Annotated in this window: 18 protein-coding genes, 1 tRNA gene and 1 pseudogene; 8 read left to right on the plus strand and 12 right to left on the minus strand. The window is 43.1% G+C overall.

Annotated elements, in window-relative coordinates; all coding sequences use genetic code 11:
• Positions 1-48: 48 nt before the first annotated feature.
• The gene (locus tag Xind_RS07200; protein WP_047683212.1) at positions 49-1,350 is read right to left on the minus strand and encodes an NAD(P)/FAD-dependent oxidoreductase; all 1,302 of its coding nucleotides are present in this window, start codon (positions 1,348-1,350) and stop codon (positions 49-51) included.
• A 403-nt stretch (positions 1,351-1,753) separates the two neighbouring features.
• Here Xind_RS07200 and uriH point away from each other — a divergent pair, with 403 nt between their 5' ends.
• Positions 1,754-2,704, plus strand: coding sequence for a uridine-preferring nucleoside hydrolase UriH (gene uriH / locus Xind_RS07205; RefSeq protein ID WP_187649742.1), 951 nt, complete (start codon positions 1,754-1,756; stop codon positions 2,702-2,704).
• A 124-nt stretch (positions 2,705-2,828) separates the two neighbouring features.
• Here the strand turns inward: uriH and Xind_RS07210 are convergent, their stop codons facing one another.
• Positions 2,829-3,068, minus strand: coding sequence for a helix-turn-helix domain-containing protein (locus Xind_RS07210; RefSeq protein ID WP_072032531.1), 240 nt, complete (start codon positions 3,066-3,068; stop codon positions 2,829-2,831).
• Positions 3,069-3,215: 147 nt separating this feature from the next.
• Between Xind_RS07210 and Xind_RS07215 the strand changes: the two genes are divergently transcribed.
• A complete protein-coding gene (locus Xind_RS07215; protein WP_038260439.1) occupies positions 3,216-3,428 on the plus strand; it encodes a helix-turn-helix domain-containing protein in 213 nt (70 codons plus the stop codon).
• Positions 3,429-3,489: 61 nt separating this feature from the next.
• Here the strand turns inward: Xind_RS07215 and sugE are convergent, their stop codons facing one another.
• Positions 3,490-3,804 carry a quaternary ammonium compound efflux SMR transporter SugE gene (sugE, locus tag Xind_RS07220; protein WP_047683218.1) on the minus strand — a complete coding sequence of 105 codons (315 nt, stop codon included), beginning with the start codon at positions 3,802-3,804 and terminating at the stop codon, positions 3,490-3,492.
• Positions 3,805-4,024: 220 nt separating this feature from the next.
• Positions 4,025-4,591 (minus strand): elongation factor P, encoded by a 567-nt coding sequence (efp, locus tag Xind_RS07225; protein ID WP_047683220.1) that lies wholly within the window; start codon positions 4,589-4,591, stop codon positions 4,025-4,027.
• Positions 4,592-4,631: 40 nt separating this feature from the next.
• On the opposite strand from efp, the gene epmB reads away from it, so the two are divergent.
• Positions 4,632-5,654 (plus strand): EF-P beta-lysylation protein EpmB, encoded by a 1,023-nt coding sequence (gene epmB, locus Xind_RS07230; protein ID WP_047683222.1) that lies wholly within the window; start codon positions 4,632-4,634, stop codon positions 5,652-5,654.
• 177 nt (positions 5,655-5,831) lie between these two features.
• Here the strand turns inward: epmB and Xind_RS07235 are convergent, their stop codons facing one another.
• From Xind_RS07235 to Xind_RS07265, 7 genes are all read right to left on the minus strand, one after another.
• Entirely contained in the window at positions 5,832-6,173 is a 342-nt protein-coding gene (locus Xind_RS07235) for a DUF4156 domain-containing protein (RefSeq protein WP_187649743.1), read from the minus strand.
• A 280-nt stretch (positions 6,174-6,453) separates the two neighbouring features.
• Entirely contained in the window at positions 6,454-6,612 is a 159-nt protein-coding gene (locus Xind_RS07240) for a hypothetical protein (RefSeq protein WP_156115380.1), read from the minus strand.
• Positions 6,613-6,794: 182 nt separating this feature from the next.
• The gene (locus Xind_RS07245) at positions 6,795-7,514 is read right to left on the minus strand and encodes a group II intron maturase-specific domain-containing protein (protein WP_187649744.1); all 720 of its coding nucleotides are present in this window, start codon (positions 7,512-7,514) and stop codon (positions 6,795-6,797) included.
• Positions 7,469-8,163 (minus strand): IS6 family transposase gene (locus Xind_RS07250; protein ID WP_187649745.1). Its coding sequence is split into 2 segments (ribosomal slippage): positions 7,469-7,578 and positions 7,578-8,163, totalling 696 coding nucleotides; the frame shifts between segments, so codons are not numbered across the junction. The genes Xind_RS07245 and Xind_RS07250 overlap by 46 nt, the downstream gene beginning before the upstream one ends.
• Before the next feature lie 223 nt (positions 8,164-8,386).
• Positions 8,387-10,033 (minus strand): chaperonin GroEL, encoded by a 1,647-nt coding sequence (gene groL, locus Xind_RS07255; protein WP_047680631.1) that lies wholly within the window; start codon positions 10,031-10,033, stop codon positions 8,387-8,389.
• 55 nt (positions 10,034-10,088) lie between these two features.
• Positions 10,089-10,382 (minus strand): co-chaperone GroES, encoded by a 294-nt coding sequence (locus Xind_RS07260; RefSeq protein ID WP_047680634.1) that lies wholly within the window; start codon positions 10,380-10,382, stop codon positions 10,089-10,091.
• A 177-nt stretch (positions 10,383-10,559) separates the two neighbouring features.
• Entirely contained in the window at positions 10,560-11,078 is a 519-nt protein-coding gene (locus tag Xind_RS07265) for an FxsA family protein (RefSeq protein ID WP_047680636.1), read from the minus strand.
• Between the two features lie 434 nt (positions 11,079-11,512).
• Here Xind_RS07265 and aspA point away from each other — a divergent pair, with 434 nt between their 5' ends.
• From aspA to Xind_RS07290, 5 genes are all read left to right on the plus strand, one after another.
• A complete protein-coding gene (aspA, locus tag Xind_RS07270) occupies positions 11,513-12,937 on the plus strand; it encodes an aspartate ammonia-lyase (protein WP_047680638.1) in 1,425 nt (474 codons plus the stop codon).
• 140 nt (positions 12,938-13,077) lie between these two features.
• The gene (locus Xind_RS07275) at positions 13,078-14,379 is read left to right on the plus strand and encodes an anaerobic C4-dicarboxylate transporter (RefSeq protein ID WP_047680641.1); all 1,302 of its coding nucleotides are present in this window, start codon (positions 13,078-13,080) and stop codon (positions 14,377-14,379) included.
• Positions 14,380-14,614: 235 nt separating this feature from the next.
• The gene (locus Xind_RS07280) at positions 14,615-16,366 is read left to right on the plus strand and encodes a protein-disulfide reductase DsbD (protein WP_187649746.1); all 1,752 of its coding nucleotides are present in this window, start codon (positions 14,615-14,617) and stop codon (positions 16,364-16,366) included.
• A gap of 35 nt (positions 16,367-16,401) precedes the next feature.
• A complete protein-coding gene (gene dicD, locus Xind_RS07285) occupies positions 16,402-16,974 on the plus strand; it encodes a division control transcriptional repressor DicD (RefSeq protein WP_187649747.1) in 573 nt (190 codons plus the stop codon).
• Between the two features lie 131 nt (positions 16,975-17,105).
• Positions 17,106-17,181 (plus strand) — tRNA-Phe (locus tag Xind_RS07290).
• 352 nt (positions 17,182-17,533) lie between these two features.
• On the opposite strand, the pseudogene Xind_RS21100 reads toward Xind_RS07290, so the two are convergent.
• Positions 17,534-17,690 (minus strand): annotated as a pseudogene (locus Xind_RS21100) (site-specific integrase); the annotation flags it as partial.

Consider the following 17,690-nt stretch of genomic DNA (forward strand, 5'->3'; position numbering starts at 1 on the left):
CAAAAAAGTTCATGTGCAAAAATAGTGAAAATCGAAAAATCAATAACACTAACGGCGCCCTTTCCAATAGCCTGACACTTGATGCCAAATCTTTCCGGTAGAAAGAAGCAAATGCCTCAATTTATCTTTGCCGATAATATTAGAATGGGGGATAGAACTTAGCAGTGAATAGCGCTCAGAGCCTTCACTCATACCTTCTGCCAGTACCTTGCAGATAATATGGCTTGGCGTCACACCAAAACCCGAATAACCTTGGACATAGAACACGTTGTTATGTTTTGGCAAGGAACCTATTTGCGGGAAGAGATTGGCGCTACAATTCATAGGTCCACCCCAGGCTAATTCAATTTTCACATCTTTCAGGTAGGGATAAACATCCAGCATCCACTTGCGGTTCCATTCTTTTAAATCCGAAGGAATATATTCGAAATATCTTGTCGCACTACCAAATAACAATCGGTTCTCTTTGGTGACCCGGTAGTAGTTGATAACAGGGTTGATATCACTATATGCTCCACGGATCGGGCTGATTTTTTCTATCAGTTCATCTGAGAGTTCTTCTGTCATTAACAGGAATGCGTAAGTATTAATCGTTTTTTTGTAAATGGTTGGTTCAAGACCATTCAGAAAAGCATTGCACGCCCATAGCATTTTGCTTGCCCGCACAGAGCCCATTGCTGTATGAACGGTAACCCTTGGCCCATATTCCACACTCAAAACCTGGCTATTTTCAAAAATTTTGACACCATACTCTGTGACCGCTTTGGCTTCGCCCAACAATAGGTTCAATGAATGAACATGCCCTCCGCCCATATGTTTCAAGGCAGACGTGTAAAGATTTGAACCAATGACTTTCTTAACTTCTGAACCAGTATAAAGTTCAATCTCTTCATCAGGACTAGCTTCCCGAAATCCTTTCAGCCAGCCACGCAGTGTCCTCTCTTGTCGGGAGTTACAACCCAGGTAACTATAACCCTGGCAGAAATCCGCCTTAATATCATATTTGGCGATCCGGTCACGAATAATTCCAGTCCCCATGTTGCTGATTTTAAATATTGTCTCCAGACCTTTCTTACCGACATGGTGTTTAATCCGATCTAAATCATGACCAATGCCAGTCATAACTTGCCCGCCATTGCGCCCTGTTCCACCATATCCCAGAGTCATTCCTTCCAAAATCGCGATATTGGTAATGCCTTTTTCTGCCAGTTCCAGTGCAGTATTTACACCAGAAAATCCACCACCAATGATAACGACATCAACATCCAGATCTTCTGTCAATGTTGGAAAGCGAAGGTCATATTTTTTGGTTGCTGCATAGTATGTTAATGAATCGATCTGATTGTTCATATTACACCCCGTGAGCATCAGTCCTTTCCCTGATATGCACTGCCAACAGTTTTCTATTCAGGGACACGTATCGCATTTATTTAAAATCGTTTATTCCGGTAACATTTGTTATTCAATTGGATAACAAAAGGATACGAAAATAAATTATTAATGTATTAATAAAATAAGAAAAGCTCATACACAAACATTTACCCTATATATGAATCATATACATTAGAAATGCTCAAATTATTTGTTATTTGTATGTTAATTAAATCACAATAATTAAAGTTATCATTAATAAGTTATGATTTTTATCATGTCATTTTGTGATGGTCAGTAGAAGAATTTTTACTGATGGTGAATTATTCTTGATATGTATATTTGAGCACCGTAATTTTTAGGTACCGTAAAAGGAATAAATATGCTTCCTAAGAAAATTATCCTCGATTGTGACCCTGGTCACGATGATGCCATTGCCATGCTGCTTGCCCATGGAAACCCCGATATTGAACTCTTAGCTGTGACGACCGTTGTTGGTAACCAAACCTTAGATAAAGTTACCCGTAATGCGCTTTCCATTGCCCATATCGCTAATATCCACAATGTTCCGTTTGCTGCGGGATGCCATCGCCCATTGGTAAGAGAGATCAAAACGGCACCTGATATTCATGGAGAAACCGGTCTGGATGGCACTGAATTACCTGAGCCTGTAATAAAACTGGACCCCCGGCATGCAGTTGACTTGATCATTGATATCATCATGGAACATCCACCTAAAAGCGTGACGTTAGTTCCAACGGCAGGTTTGACTAATATCGCCCTTGCTGCCCGAAAAGCACCCCACATTGTCGAACGAATAAAAGAAGTTGTATTAATGGGAGGTGGTTACCATATAGGTAACAGGAGCGCTGTTGCTGAATTTAATATCTTGATCGACCCTGAAGCTGCTCACATTGTTTTTAATGAAAAATGGCCACTAACAATGGTCGGATTAGATCTTACCCATCAAGCTCAGGCAACCCCAGAAGTACTTGAGGCAATCGCCCGGATAAAAACACGTCCAGCTCAGTTCGTATTGGATGCACTGGAGTTTTATGGAGAAAGTTATCGGATATGGCAAGGCTTCAAGTATCCTCCAGTCCATGATCCCTGTGCAGTTGCTTATGTCATTGACCCTACAGTTATGACTACTCAAAAAGTCCCCGTAAATATCGAGATGACAGGAGCTTTAACGACAGGTATGACAGTCGCTGACTTCCGCGCTCCTCCCCCAGAAGACTGCCATACTCAAGTTGCCGTAAAGCTGGATCAAAACAAGTTTTGGCAGATGATCATTGATGCCCTAAACAATATTGGGGAGACAGCGCTCTGATAACATCATGCACTATATTCAATATCACCTTTGGGCATATAATTCACGAAGCCCAAAGGTGGTTTTACGCCACAGAGTTTAGACAGTCTCTTAATCATGACTAATGAGATAATTTGTAGAAATTTTAATTAGGAGTGACGGAAGTCTCAAAACTGAACAGTTCATTCAACTCAATTTGCAATCCATTCGCAATGACATAAATAATTTCTAGGGTAGGATTTCTGACACCACGTTCAATGCCGCTGACATAAGTTCGATCCAAACCACATTTATCGGCAAAAGCCTCCTGCGACATCCCAGCTTCCTTCCTGAGATATCTAATTCTTTGTCCAAAAACGGATTTGATGTTGTTCGATGTTTTCATCCGATAAGTATCGATTCATGTTACTTATCCGACCACGGACTATGAGTCACATTTAAATCTTAGTTATGTTATTATGTGTGACTCATAGTCTACTATTAATTCATTTCTTTTTAATTGAAAAATGACAGGTAACAGGAGAACTTAAGAATGGAAAATAAAGATTGGCATTCCGCTGATATCATCGCTGAATTGAAAAAAAGAGGCACAACATTATCAGAAGTATCACGTACTGCCGGGTTAGCATCATCAACACTTGCCAATGCTCTACAACGCCACTGGCCAAAAGGAGAACGTCTTATAGCAGCCGCACTAGGACTTACACCGGAAGAGATATGGCCTTCTCGTTATGAGAAAAAATGAGCAAAGATGAGACCCAGCATTATGCTGGGTTCATTTACAAATCATCAAACCTTACTGACAGTCAGCTAGTAAGTTTCAGGCCAATAATACCAACAATAATCAGGCCAAGACTCAATATCCTGGCAAAATTCGCAGATTCCCCCAATACCATAATACCGAAGATCGCAGTACCTACAGCCCCAACTCCTGTCCATACCGCATAGGCAGTTCCTGCTGGTAAGTTTTTCATGGCATAAGCCAGTAACCCTACACTGACACTCATCGCACTGATGGTAATTAGACTCGGAACCAAGCGAGAAAAGCCCTGAGTGTATTTCAGGCCCACAGCCCACACAACTTCAAGTAAACCCGCGATGAGAAGTATCAACCAAGACATGCCTTTTCACCTTATCTCTAATGGAAAATTATCCAATGAAAAGCGGGGCCGTCCCCAATCAGATGGCGTTTATCCAGGTCGTCCCAGATAACGATAAGAAATGCAACAGGATTATAACTACCAGATCAGAGAGTCGCAACGTGTAATAAAATCGAGTACAACAAAAAACCGCAACCTCTAGACGAAGAGGCTACGGTTTTTTTAAAATAACGATACGCGATTATTTAACGCGGGAAACGTATTCGTTAGAGCGGGTATCAACTTTAATGACTTCACCGATCTGTACAAATAGAGGTACTTTCACTACCGCACCAGTGCTCAGAGTAGCGGGTTTACCACCAGTACCTGCGGTATCACCTTTCAGGCCCGGATCAGTGTCAACAATTTCCAGTTCAACAAAGTTTGGTGGAGTAACAGCGATAGGACGGCCATCCCACAGAGTCAGAATACATTCTGCCTGATCAATTAGCCATTTTGCATTGTCACCAACGGCTTTCGCATCCGCAGCTAACTGCTCGAAAGTTTCGTTGTTCATGAAATGCCAGAATTCACCATCGTTGTACAGATAAGTCAGGTTGATATCCATAACATCTGCACTTTCAACAGAGTCTGTTGATTTAAAAGTTTTTTCCAGCAGTTTACCAGAAATCAGCTTACGAATACGAACGCGGGCAAATGCCTGCCCTTTACCAGGTTTAACAAATTCACTGTCAAGAATAGCGCACGGCTCGCCATCTAACATGATTTTAAGACCTGAACGGAATTCATTGGTACTATAAGTAGCCATGGAGATCCTCTAATTTTTAACGAAATGGCTTAGCCAAAAAATGGCACACATTATAACCCAAATTCACCCTGCCAGAGAAGTCTGGCTACAACAACTTACGGATGTTATCACTGATCCCAATGAGTTGTTGCAACTGTTGTCCCTGAGCACGCACACCATATTAAAAGAAGGCAATGAGGCGCGGCGTCTATTTCCTTTACGTGTGCCAAGAGCATTCGTATCACGAATGAAAAAAGGCGATCCGCGGGATCCCTTATTACTACAGGTTCTGACTGCACGAGAAGAGTTTGATACTCCAACTGGTTTTTCCACTGATCCATTAGATGAACAACATCCAGTGGTTCCCGGCTTGCTGCATAAGTATCGCAACCGCGCTTTATTACTGGTCAAAGGAGGCTGCGCGGTAAATTGCCGTTATTGTTTCCGACGCCATTTCCCTTATCAAGATAATAAAGGTAATAAAAACAACTGGCATGCAGCACTTAATTATATTGAACAGCATACTGAGCTGAATGAGATCATCTTCTCCGGTGGTGACCCGCTTATGGCAAAAGATCATGAACTGGATTGGCTAATGACTCATCTTGAATCCATCCCGCATATTAAGCGGTTACGTATTCATACCCGCTTACCTGTCGTCATCCCCGACAGGATCACTCTTTCATTATGCAACCGCTTAGCACAATCAGATTTGCAAGTGATTATGGTAACTCATATTAACCATGCAAACGAAATTGATGATACTTTTCGCAATAGCATGATGCGATTGAAACAAGCGGGAGTAACACTGTTGAACCAAAGCGTCATGTTGCGTGATGTAAATGACGATGCTGATACTCTGGCAGAGTTAAGTAATGCGTTATTTGATGCGGGTATTTTACCTTACTATATCCATGTGCTGGATAAAGTTCAGGGAGCTGCACATTTTCTTGTCACTGATGAAGAAGCAAAATCCATTATGAGGGAGCTATTGACTAAAGTCTCCGGCTATTTGGTTCCGCGTCTGACAAGGGAAATAGGTGGCGAACCGAGTAAAACACCACTGGATTTAGGCTTAGGGTAGCATTCACCCATCAAGATGATGTTCAGCCATCACTGATTCAATAAACTCACCGTCGAAAATATGTCATAATGGGCAGTGCACAGAAATTCAAACGATCAGATCATCGTGTTACAAAACGTTTTTCTGGACATTGCCCAAACTGCATCATGTTCTTTTGTTGTGCCTTCTTACTGGTGCTTAAGGACATTGATAGACTTGCCCAACCATTTTGCTATCAAGGGGAACAAAGCTACCCAACAGATTTTCTGATGGGCTATTTGCACCATAAATGACATTTCCCCCCATTGCAGCCGCTTTATTACGTAAATCATTAGCTGCACCACGCATAGAGCTGCTCTCATTACCCACACCATTGAACCAGTTGCTCTGAGTACCTGTCACTTCACCTAACCGCTGACATTCACTACCCGGCTGAGTATCCACAAAACGTACATTAGAGCCAGCGGAAGTTAATTGATTATTCGTTGTGCAACCAGCCAGCAGCAGTACTGACATTCCGAGCAAAATTTTAATTCGCATTTCTTCCCTCATCGGTTATTGGAACTTATACCACAATGATAAATATACCCTTTTGTATTTCATTAAGAGCAAAAAGTAAAAAGGCGAGTAGATATTTTCTGCTCGCCTTCAAACTTTTATCCTAATGGACGGGTAATTCCATTATCAGGATGAACAGCATGCCGGGTAGCAGCAGTATATTACTATACCACCGCCCCCTAAGAACCGTACATGCAAGTTTCACCGCATACGGCTCAAGCCTTTATAAGGCTAGATTTACATTTCGACGACGAAATAAGTATTACTTCGCCTTACACTCGTTACACTGCTCTCTACCACTAGGTCTGTCATTAGTCTTTACCCAACCTGCCGCAGGATGAGCGTTTTTACTACAGCTAGTTTCCCAGTGGTAAGTATCACTGCTTGTTTTATAGTAATAAGGGGCTTTCGGCTGCGACATTACAGCTTTCTCCTTTAGTTGTATACCCTTCGGAAGAAATAGACTGACTAGAGGGCTTTAGTTCAGCCTAACTACTCAAACTTTGCCGTACGACCAGCTTATACAGAACATTTGTGTTTAAACCTTAAACACAAATTGTTCTTATATTAACCCTTTTATTCAAAAAACAGTTAGTGCTTTGATCACATAACCACATGTAGTTGTCGATGACAATTAGGATGCAACATTACCAAGTTATCAATTTCATCCCCGCCTCCATCTGTTCGTCGAATAACGTGATGGATATCCCAATCTTCATCATTCTTAAACATTTGCCCACAAATCGAACATCGATATCGTTGGCGTTCCCATATCGTCCACAATTTTCCAAGATAGAGTTTGTTTTCCTTCCAGTGCTTAATCTGGCGCTGTTCGAAATACAACTCATCATTGCAACCGTATAGATTAGCCTCCGATTTTATCTTGATATACCGCTTAATCGGGATGTCTTTACTTCTGAGCAATCGAGCTAACTTACCCCAAGTATCAACACTTTGAAATACGCATTTTTTTCCGTCAACTGCATGAAAATATTTATCTTTCACCCAGCGTTTATTGCGATTCTGATGCTTACGACAGCACCAGTGCCAAAGGAGTTTCCAGACACGGTAATCCACATAGCCAAATGTTTCTTTAGCCACAACATGGCGATGATAATTTGCCCAGCCACGTAAAACCGGATTGAGCAAATGGATTAATACGTCTTGCCCAACCATTAAATTACTTCTGACTATGCTTCGAAGTTTCTGGAGATGATTTCGCAAGGGCTCTGTCGCATTAACAAGAAATGTCCGAGTGAAAGTGTATTGATTGTTTTTTATGCGGTCAGTTGATAGAAAAAGGCCGCGGGTGACATCGGGCATTCCGATTCTTGAACATATTGTCCTTTACGCAACATGCTGACCAATGCAATGCCCGCCAACAGGGCTGAGCCCGCCTGAAATTTTTGAAGCCCAGCATGGGAGAGGTTCGCCGTTTGATGTTGCGGTGATCCTGCTCAATCAGATTATTGAGGTATTTGTTTTGCCGGATAACGATGGCTTCCTCTTTGGATTTCTCCTGATTTAACTCGTCTACCGCCGCTTTATTGGCGCTGCTTTTATCCATTGTGACAACCTCAGGTTGGCCCTGCTGACGCATCGCCTTTTTAAAGAAACGCAAGGCAGCGGCCTTATCCCGACAGGCCGTCAACAAAAAATCCACGGTATTCCCGTGCGAGTCCACCGCCCGGTAGAGATACCGCCATTGCCCTTTGATTTTGATATAGGTTTCATCCATTCGCCAGCGACGCCCGACATCAGGTTTGCAGCGCCGATAACGTTTGACAATTAAAGGCACCAGACGATGAACCCAGCGAGAGAGTGTGGAATGATCAACGGTGACACCCCGCTCAGCCATCATCTCTTCCAGATTTCGTAAACTCAGGGCATAAGCGAGATACCACCGGACACACTGGGCGATAATATCGGTAGGATAGTGAAGACGTTTGAAGGCGTTCCGGATCAGGGACATCGTTTGGGACTCGCGCAAAAACCAAGAAGTTTACCTGAAGTTCCGTTAATGCGACAGAGCCCTCCATACGGAGACCGATATTCGGGCCTGGAAACAAGCCCGAATATCGGGTTTTATCAAATGAATGCTATTTCGGCGGGTTGGGAGTGAGTACTACCTATTCAGGATAGTACTCACAGGGACGTAGCCCGCCAGGCTAGCTACCTACGCAACTCTCGTCGCATTACATCATGCCGCCCATTCCACCCATACCGCCCATGCCACCAGCTGCGCCTAAGTCAGCTTTGTCATCTTTTGGCAGATCAGTGATCATCGCTTCAGTCGTGATCATCAGACCAGCAATAGAAGCTGCGAATTGCAGTGCAGAACGTGTTACTTTAGTTGGATCCAAAATACCCATTTCGATCATGTCGCCGTACTGTTCAGTTGCAGCGTTATAACCGTGGTTGCCCTGACCTGCTTTCACGTTGTTCACAACAACAGATGACTCTTCACCCGCGTTGTCTACGATCTGACGCATTGGCGCTTCCATTGCACGCAGTGCAACACGGATACCTACGTTCTGATCTTCGTTGTCTCCAACCAGATCTGCGATAGCTGCCGCTGCGCGAACCAGAGCAACACCACCACCAGCAACAACACCTTCTTCGACTGCTGCGCGAGTTGCGTGCAGAGCATCATCAACACGTGCGCGTTTTTCTTTCATTTCAACTTCAGTTGCTGCACCAACTTTGATCACAGCAACACCGCCTGCCAGTTTCGCTACGCGCTCCTGCAGTTTTTCACGGTCATAGTCAGAAGTTGACTCTTCGATTTGTTGACGGATTTGGCCAACACGCGCTTCAATTGCGCTTGCTTCACCTACGCCATCAATGATAGTAGTCGTGTCTTTGCTGATAACGATACGTTTTGCCTGGCCCAAATCTTCCAGAGTTGCTTTTTCCAGCTCCAGACCGATCTCTTCAGAAATCACAGTGCCGTTAGTCAGAATAGCGATATCCTGTAGCATTGCTTTACGGCGATCACCGAAACCTGGTGCTTTAACCGCTGCAACTTTCACGATACCACGCATGTTGTTTACAACCAGGGTAGCCAGTGCTTCGCCTTCAACATCTTCAGCGATGATAGCCAGAGGCTTGCTCGCCTTAGCTACACCTTCCAGAACTGGCAACAGTTCACGGATGTTGGACACTTTTTTGTCTACCAACAGGATGTATGGGTTTTCCAGCTCAACAGAACCTGCTTCTGGTTTGTTGATGAAATAAGGAGAGAGGTAACCACGATCGAACTGCATACCTTCAACAACGTCCAGCTCATCTTCCAGACCAGTACCTTCTTCAACGGTGATTACACCTTCTTTACCGACTTTATCCATCGCTTCTGCGATCAGTTTACCTACGGTTTCGTCGGAGTTTGCAGAGATTGTACCAACCTGTGCAATGGAAGTGGAATCAGAGCAAGGTACGGACAGTTTCTTCAACTCTTCAACCGCAGAAATTACTGCTTTATCGATTCCACGTTTCAGATCCATTGGGTTCATGCCAGCAGCAACTGCTTTCAGACCTTCGGTGACGATCGCTTGAGCCAGTACAGTTGCAGTGGTTGTACCGTCACCCGCTGCATCATTAGCTTTAGAGGCAACTTCTTTAACCATCTGTGCACCCATGTTCTCGAATTTGTCTTCTAATTCGATTTCACGTGCTACAGAAACACCATCTTTAGTAATTACAGGTGCGCCAAAAGATTTATCCAAAACAACATTACGGCCTTTAGGACCTAAAGTCACTTTAACTGCATCAGCCAGTACATTCACACCACGCAACATTTTGCTGCGAGCATCATTACCAAATTTTACGTCTTTAGCTGCCATTGTGTCTTTCCTTTAAATTCGTTCAATTAAGAAGATCTAAGCGTAGTCTTTTCAATTACGCTTCAACAATTGCCAGAATATCGCTTTCAGACATGATCAACACTTCTTCGTTATCGATCTTCTCTGTTTTAACACCATAACCTTCGTTAAAAATAACGACATCACCCACTTTAACATCCAGCGCTTTCACATCTCCGCTTTCCAGGATGCGACCATTGCCAACAGCGAGAACTTCACCACGGGTAGATTTACCCGCAGCAGAACCAGTCAGAACGATTCCGCCAGCAGATTTTGATTCAACTTCTTGACGCTTGACAATAACGCGGTCATGTAATGGACGAATTTTCATTGATAGATCTCCTATAAATAAAGTCCATATCAGGTAAGAGAATTGATACCAGAACCCAATAGAACCAGTATCATGAAGCTACAAGTTGGGGCATATAAGCAGTACTTCAAGGGGGGATAGCAAAAAATATTTCACTTTTTTATTACCCTCTGAAATCTCAGACAACATAAGCCGAAATTACTTCTTGTTGTAACTATCATCATGGCGTTTTTGGTCATCATGTTTCTGATCATCACGAGTAATAGTATAGGAGGCATCATCTTGCTTGCGCTGATACTCTCCTTCAAATGTTTGCCCACGACCATTATCCTGACCATCTCTTCCACGGACATTCGGGCGGTAAAAGTTAATATGTGGCAGTAATTTTGCTGTCAGTAATTTTTGTACAGGAGACAGCAACAACAATAACCCAAGAAAATCGGTAAAAAAGCCAGGGAGTATTAACAGGAACCCCGCCATCACTAAAGAAACACTTTTAACGGCTTCTACCGCAGGGCTTTCTCCGGCAGCAATTTTCTGCTGCATTGTCATAAAATTTTTGATTCCCTGATTACGGACCAGGGAAACACCAACACAAGAAGTCAGAACCACCAATAACAGGGTTAGCAAGACCCCGACTTCAGAAGCAATGCGGACGAACAGAACTGATTCTATATAAACCAACAGGCATATCAGGATAAGAGGGAGCCAGCGCACGTTGTTCTCCTTTAATTGAGGCATAGTTTAGTTGAGGCATAGTTGAGGCAACCTAAAAGATGAAGGGGATAAATTGGCATTTTCATCCGATTATGAATACAGTCTTCTTCCTTATGACCATGTTCATTAATAATAACTCTCCAGATGATATGTCCAGATAACATAGTGTGGGGATAACAATAACGGTTTTCAATACTTGTCCCGCTTGACTTTTAAGCTGAGTAATCGTGACCTTAATCACACATATGCCATTTCATTAATTAAAATCGTACTATAAAGTGATCCAGGTTCAAGGCATTTCTAACAAATCCAAATATGATCGCGCCAGCAATTTAATGGTAATTAGTTAATATCACAGCAATTGCTATCGGCAACATTATCTCAACAAACACATAACAAACAGTAAAAACGTATCCAATCTTAAGAAGGTTCTCATGTCAAACAACATTCGTATCGAAGAAGACCTGTTAGGTAAACGTGAAGTCCCTGCTGAAGCCTATTACGGTATTCACACTCTACGTGCGATTGAAAACTTCTATATCAGTGACCGCTCTATCAACGACGTACCTGAATTCATCCGTGGCATGGTCATGGTGAAAAAAGCGGCAGCACTGGCAAACAAAGAGCTCCATACGATTCCCGGCAAAGTTGCAGATGTCATTGTCAAAGCTTGTGATGAGCTGCTCAACACTGGTAAATGTATGGATCAGTTCCCGGTTGACGTTTTTCAGGGCGGTGCAGGCACCTCACTAAACATGAATACGAATGAGGTATTGGCAAATATCGGTCTTGAACTGATGGGGCACCAGAAAGGTGAATATGAGTACCTGAACCCCAATGATCATCTGAACAGAAGCCAGTCAACCAACGATGCTTATCCTACTGGTTTCCGTATTGCTGTTTACAACTCAATCATGCAGTTGATCGATTCTATTGAATTATTAAAAGCAGGCTTCGACAAAAAAGGTATTGAGTTCGATGACATTCTGAAAATGGGTCGTACTCAACTGCAAGACGCTGTGCCGATGACTTTGGGTCAAGAGTTCCGTGCTTTCTCTATTTTATTGAAAGAAGAGACTAAAAATATCACCCGTACAGCGGAATTGCTATTGGAAGTCAACCTCGGAGCAACGGCTATCGGTACTGGTCTGAATACAGCACCCGGCTACCAGAAACTAGTTGTGGAAAAATTGGCAGAAGTCACTGGCCTGCCTTGTGTACCCGCAGAAGACCTGATTGAAGCAACTTCCGATTGTGGTGCTTATGTGATGGTTCATGGAGCACTGAAGCGTCTGGCAGTAAAAATGTCTAAAATTTGTAACGACCTGCGTCTGCTCTCTTCCGGCCCACGCGCTGGTCTGAACGAAATCAATCTGCCAGAATTGCAGGCAGGCTCTTCCATTATGCCAGCCAAAGTGAACCCCGTGGTTCCAGAAGTTGTTAACCAAGTTTGTTTCAAGGTGATTGGTAACGATACCTGCATTACCATGGCCGCAGAAGCAGGTCAATTGCAATTGAACGTGATGGAGCCAGCCATTGGTCAGGCAATGTTTGAATCCATTACTATCTTGAGCAATGCATGCCGTAATCTGGTTGAAAAATGTGTTAATGGTATTACAGCCAATAAAGATGTATGCGAAAGCTTTGTCTTTAACTCTATCGGTATCGTAACCTATCTGAACCCATTCATCGGTCACCATAATGGTGATATCGTAGGTAAGATCTGTGCAGAAACGGGTAAAAGTGTCCGGGAAGTCGTTTTGGAGCGAGGCTTGCTGACAGAAGCGCAATTAGATGATATTTTCTCTGTTGAGAACCTAAAACATCCGACTTATAAAGCAAAACGTTTTGATGACTAATTAAATGATTATAATAACGAGTTCGTCTTAATTTTTAAGGCACGCTATTCCAACCGGAAGCGTGCCTTTTTAATTGGCAGCAAACACAAATTATTAACCATAGATTTTCATAAGATTAAATAAATGAAGGAGTATGCAACATGTTAGCCGTAGAATTGGTTATTGTTCTGCTGGCCATTTTTCTGGGGGCAAGATTAGGGGGAATAGGCATTGGTTTTGCAGGTGGGATTGGCGTTTTGATCCTTGCCGCCATTGGCGTCAAACCAGGCAGCATTCCATTCGATGTTATCTCAATTATTATGGCTGTTATTGCTGCAATATCAGCTATGCAAGTGGCTGGAGGATTAGATTATCTCGTCCAACAAACCGAAAAATTACTGCGCAGGAATCCGAAGTACATCACTATCCTTGCGCCTATCGTCACTTATTTTCTGACTTTATTTGCGGGTACGGGAAATATTTCACTGGCAACATTACCTGTTATTGCAGAGGTCGCTAAAGAACAAGGCATCAAACCATGTCGCCCACTCTCAACCGCTGTTGTCTCTGCCCAAATAGGGATCACCGCTTCTCCGATTTCTGCGGCAGTAGTTTATATGGCCTCGATGATGGAAGAACAAGGTGTCAGTTATATTCATTTGCTCATGATACTGCTGCCAGCTACGTTTTTTGCCATCGTATTAATGTCATTCATTGTTTCATGGCTTTTCGATTCCAAACTGGCCAATGACCCTATCTATCAAAAACGCCTTACCGCTGGCTTAGTAGAAATGCGTGGCTCTGCTCAGATCCAAATTAAGCCTGGGGCAAAACTGTCTGTTCTACTGTTTTTGTTAGGTGTTACCAGCGTCATTATCTACGCAGTTATCAATAGCCCTAGTGTGGGATTAATTGAAAAACCGCTGATGAACACCACCAGTGCGATTCTGATTATTATGTTAAGTGTCGCAACCATTATCACCGTTATCTGCTCCGCCAATACTGACGCCATACTGAACTCAAGTACTTTTAAAGCAGGAATGAGTGCTTGTATCTGTATTCTGGGAGTCGCATGGCTAGGGGATACTTTTGTTCAGGCCAATCTTGCTTGGATCAAAGAAACTGCGGGTAATCTGATTCATGCACAACCGTGGTTATTGGCTGTTATTTTCTTCTTTTGCTCTGCCTTACTTTATTCACAAGCAGTTACAGCCAAGGCATTGATGCCTATGGCATTGGCTTTACATGTCACACCATTGACTGCAATTGCTTCGTTCTCTGCGGTTTCCGGTCTATTCATTCTGCCAACCTATCCGACACTGGTTGCAGCAGTGCAAATGGATGATACCGGCACCACCCGGATCGGACGCTTCGTTTTCAACCACCCGTTCTTCATTCCGGGAACAATTGCTGTTGGATTAGCTGTAACATTCGGTTTCCTATTTGGAGACATGGTCCTGTAATTTTCACTCCTTGCTTAGTGTTATCTCAGGGGCTTAAAAAGCCCCTGCATATTTTCTTTCCCATATTTGTTGCCAATAAACTTTCCTGAAAAAAACACCACACTGTTTTAATATTAGGCAAGCAGCCTTTTGCCGTGGCTCTCATCGGTAATAGCACTGATTTTGGTAACAGTACTGATTCTGGTAAATTTTCCCTATTAACCCTATAAAAAAACAGGCAGGCAAAAGATATCTTATGATGAAACGTATTTTCATATTATTTCTACTATTCAGTGCGTTAGCTGCTTCTCCTATTAAAGCTAACGTACTGTTTGAGCGCCCCGGACAGACTTCATACCTTCCCGTTGAACAAGCATTCATGTTTGATTTTCAGCAGAAAGGGGCCCAACTCACACTGAGCTGGGACATAAAACCCGGTTATTACCTCTATAGAAAACAGTTCATCATCACACCAAACCAACAAGCTACCTTAGGTCATATCAATTTTTCCAAGGCGACAGCTCATGAGGATGAGTTTTTTGGCAAAACCGAGGTCTATTTCCAATCAGCACATATTTACATCCCCATTCTTGCTGCAACAAATGACTCTACTCTTCAGATCTCTTATCAAGGCTGTGCAGAAGCGGGATATTGCTATCCCCCGGAAACACTTACCGTACCACTGCGTGCTGTCATTGCTTCCTCTTCACCAAATGCCTCTCTGAGTGAACCTCCACTACAGAAAGAAACACTCCCCAAAACACATGAGACTCCCTTTTCACCGTTATGGGCTTTATTGATTGGTATTGGTGTCGCATTTACGCCTTGCATTCTGCCTATGTACCCGCTGATTTCCGGCATTATTCTGGGGCAACAGAGACCCGAAAGCCCGAAACGTATTTTCTGGCTGGCGATGAGTTATGTGCAAGGAATGGCTATTACTTATACTGCATTGGGGTTAATCGTCGCTGCGGCAGGTTTACAATTTCAGGCCGCGTTACAAAATCCTTATATTCTGGTAGGGCTGTCTGTACTGTTTATTCTACTAGCATTATCGATGTTTGGGACGTATTCACTACAACTTCCTTCTTCTGTTCAAACGCGTCTGGTGAACTGGAGTAACCAGCAGAGAAGTGGCTCTTATTTGGGAGTATTTATTATGGGAATACTGGCAGGACTGATTGCCTCTCCCTGTACAACCGCCCCACTGAGCGCCATCTTACTTTACATTGCCCAAAGTGGTAACACGGTGCTTGGTGGCCTGACACTTTACCTTTATGCACTGGGAATGGGGTTACCACTCATCGCTGTTACTTTATTTGGCCATAAATTTTTACCCCGCAGCGGTCCATGGATGCAATACGTTAAAGAAGCATTCGGCTTTATTATTCTTGCACTGCCAATTTTTTTACTGGAGAGGGTCTTCGGTGAAACCTGGGGAATAAGATTGTGGAGCATGTTGGGTGTAGCTTTCTTCAGTTGGGCTTTTGTGTTAACACTCAACAACAAAAATGGTTGGTTACGTACCTTACAACTCATTCTACTGACACTGGCTTTAATCTCGTCACGCCCCTTGCAGGATTGGGTATGGGGAACTCAGGCTACAGCACAACAACAAGCATCTTTAAAATTTCAACAAGTCAGCGATTGGCAGGAATTGAGCCAAATTCTGGCTGAAAACCGCCATAAACCGATAATGTTGGATCTGTACGCAGATTGGTGTGTGGCCTGTAAAGAGTTCGAGAAATATACCTTCAGCGCCCCACAGGTGCAAAAACAGTTAAGCAATTTCCTTCTGTTACAAGCTAATGTCACAGAAAATAGCCCCAGACAGAAAGAATTGTTGCAAAAATTGAAAGTACTTGGGCTTCCCACTATTTTGTTTTTTGACTCTCAGGGAAAAGAGCTATCCGATTCACGGGTGAATGGATTTATGGATGCAGAACATTTCAACCACCATTTACAGCATCTATACCCAATAGACTCCCAACCGGAACCAGCAAGATGATGGGTAAACAGAAATCATTTAAAAGGAGAACAACTGTGCAACGTGAATATGTGCTTAGTCATAGTCTGAACTTACTTGAGCAACATGGTCTGTTAGCAACATTAGAGACACTTTTAACTCCCCTCAATATTGATATCAACCACATAAAACATTTCTGGCCTGATCGCGAGGCCCTGCTCTACGATTGCCTACGCTATCATAGTCAGCAAATTGAAGCCTGGCAGCGTCACATCTTGCTGGATGAAACCTTAAGCCCAGAGCAGAAATTATTAGCCCGCTACGATACACTAAAGGAAAAGGTGCAAGAACAGCGCTATCCCGGCTGTTTATTCATTGCAGCTTGTGGTGCTTTTCCTGATACTGACCATCCAATTCACCAACTGGCTGAGTTACAAAAACAGAATTCTTTTCACTATACGATCGGGTTATTACAGCAAATTGGTATCGAAGATAGTGAACAGGTTGCCAAACAGATGGAACTTATCCTTGAAGGTTGTCTCAGCAAGCTATTGGTGAAAAGAGAACTTGAGTTTGTGATTACGGCAAAACTACTGGCTCAGGATATTTTGTTCATTGCTAATTGCCGGAAAGACGATGCTTTGAGCTGATAAAAAGTAGCCAAAGCTGAATAATCACACCAGAACAGTATAAAAATACATCCAACAACCATTTTTCACGTTTTTTTTCGCAGAAAGTCGTTGACGGATTGGAGCTAATACGGTTTAATGCGTCCCCGTTAGCCCGGATAGCTCAGTCGGTAGAGCAGGGGATTGAAAATCCCCGTGTCGGTGGTTCGATTCCGCCTCCGGGCACCACGATTTTAAAGCTAATTTGTTGAATACTATCAGGTAATTAACAAATAAGTTAAAATTTAGGGCTGTTAAGAAGATGTTAAACAATTGTTCGCTTAGCTTGTACGTTCAATGTTTAAAAAAGCCGTAAATTAAAGAATACAGAGTGCCTGCATTTGCAAGCACTCTTTTTTCGTTCAAGGTAATGATTTCAGTAATTGATTCTGATGTCAAGTAAGGGAAAGACTTTACGGGACAGGGGATCGCAAATAGCCATTTTTTCATATCATCCCTATTGATGCAGGGCAGTGACTCACACCTCCACCTCCTCAATCCTGTCTGAGACCTGCCCTGTCTTTTTTACTGCCAGTTCTCCTTACACCGCAATATCCAGATAGATTGCCAGTTCATTCTCCAGCGTTTTTCCTGCGATCTCCATATCGATATCAATATATTCCAGGGTGGTTGCCAGACTACGATGACCCAGCAAACACCTGACCAGCTGCAAATTACGATCCGGTGCTTTCATCAGC

It is taken from the genome of Xenorhabdus indica (assembly GCF_014467235.1).
GTDB lineage: Bacteria > Pseudomonadota > Gammaproteobacteria > Enterobacterales > Enterobacteriaceae > Xenorhabdus > Xenorhabdus indica.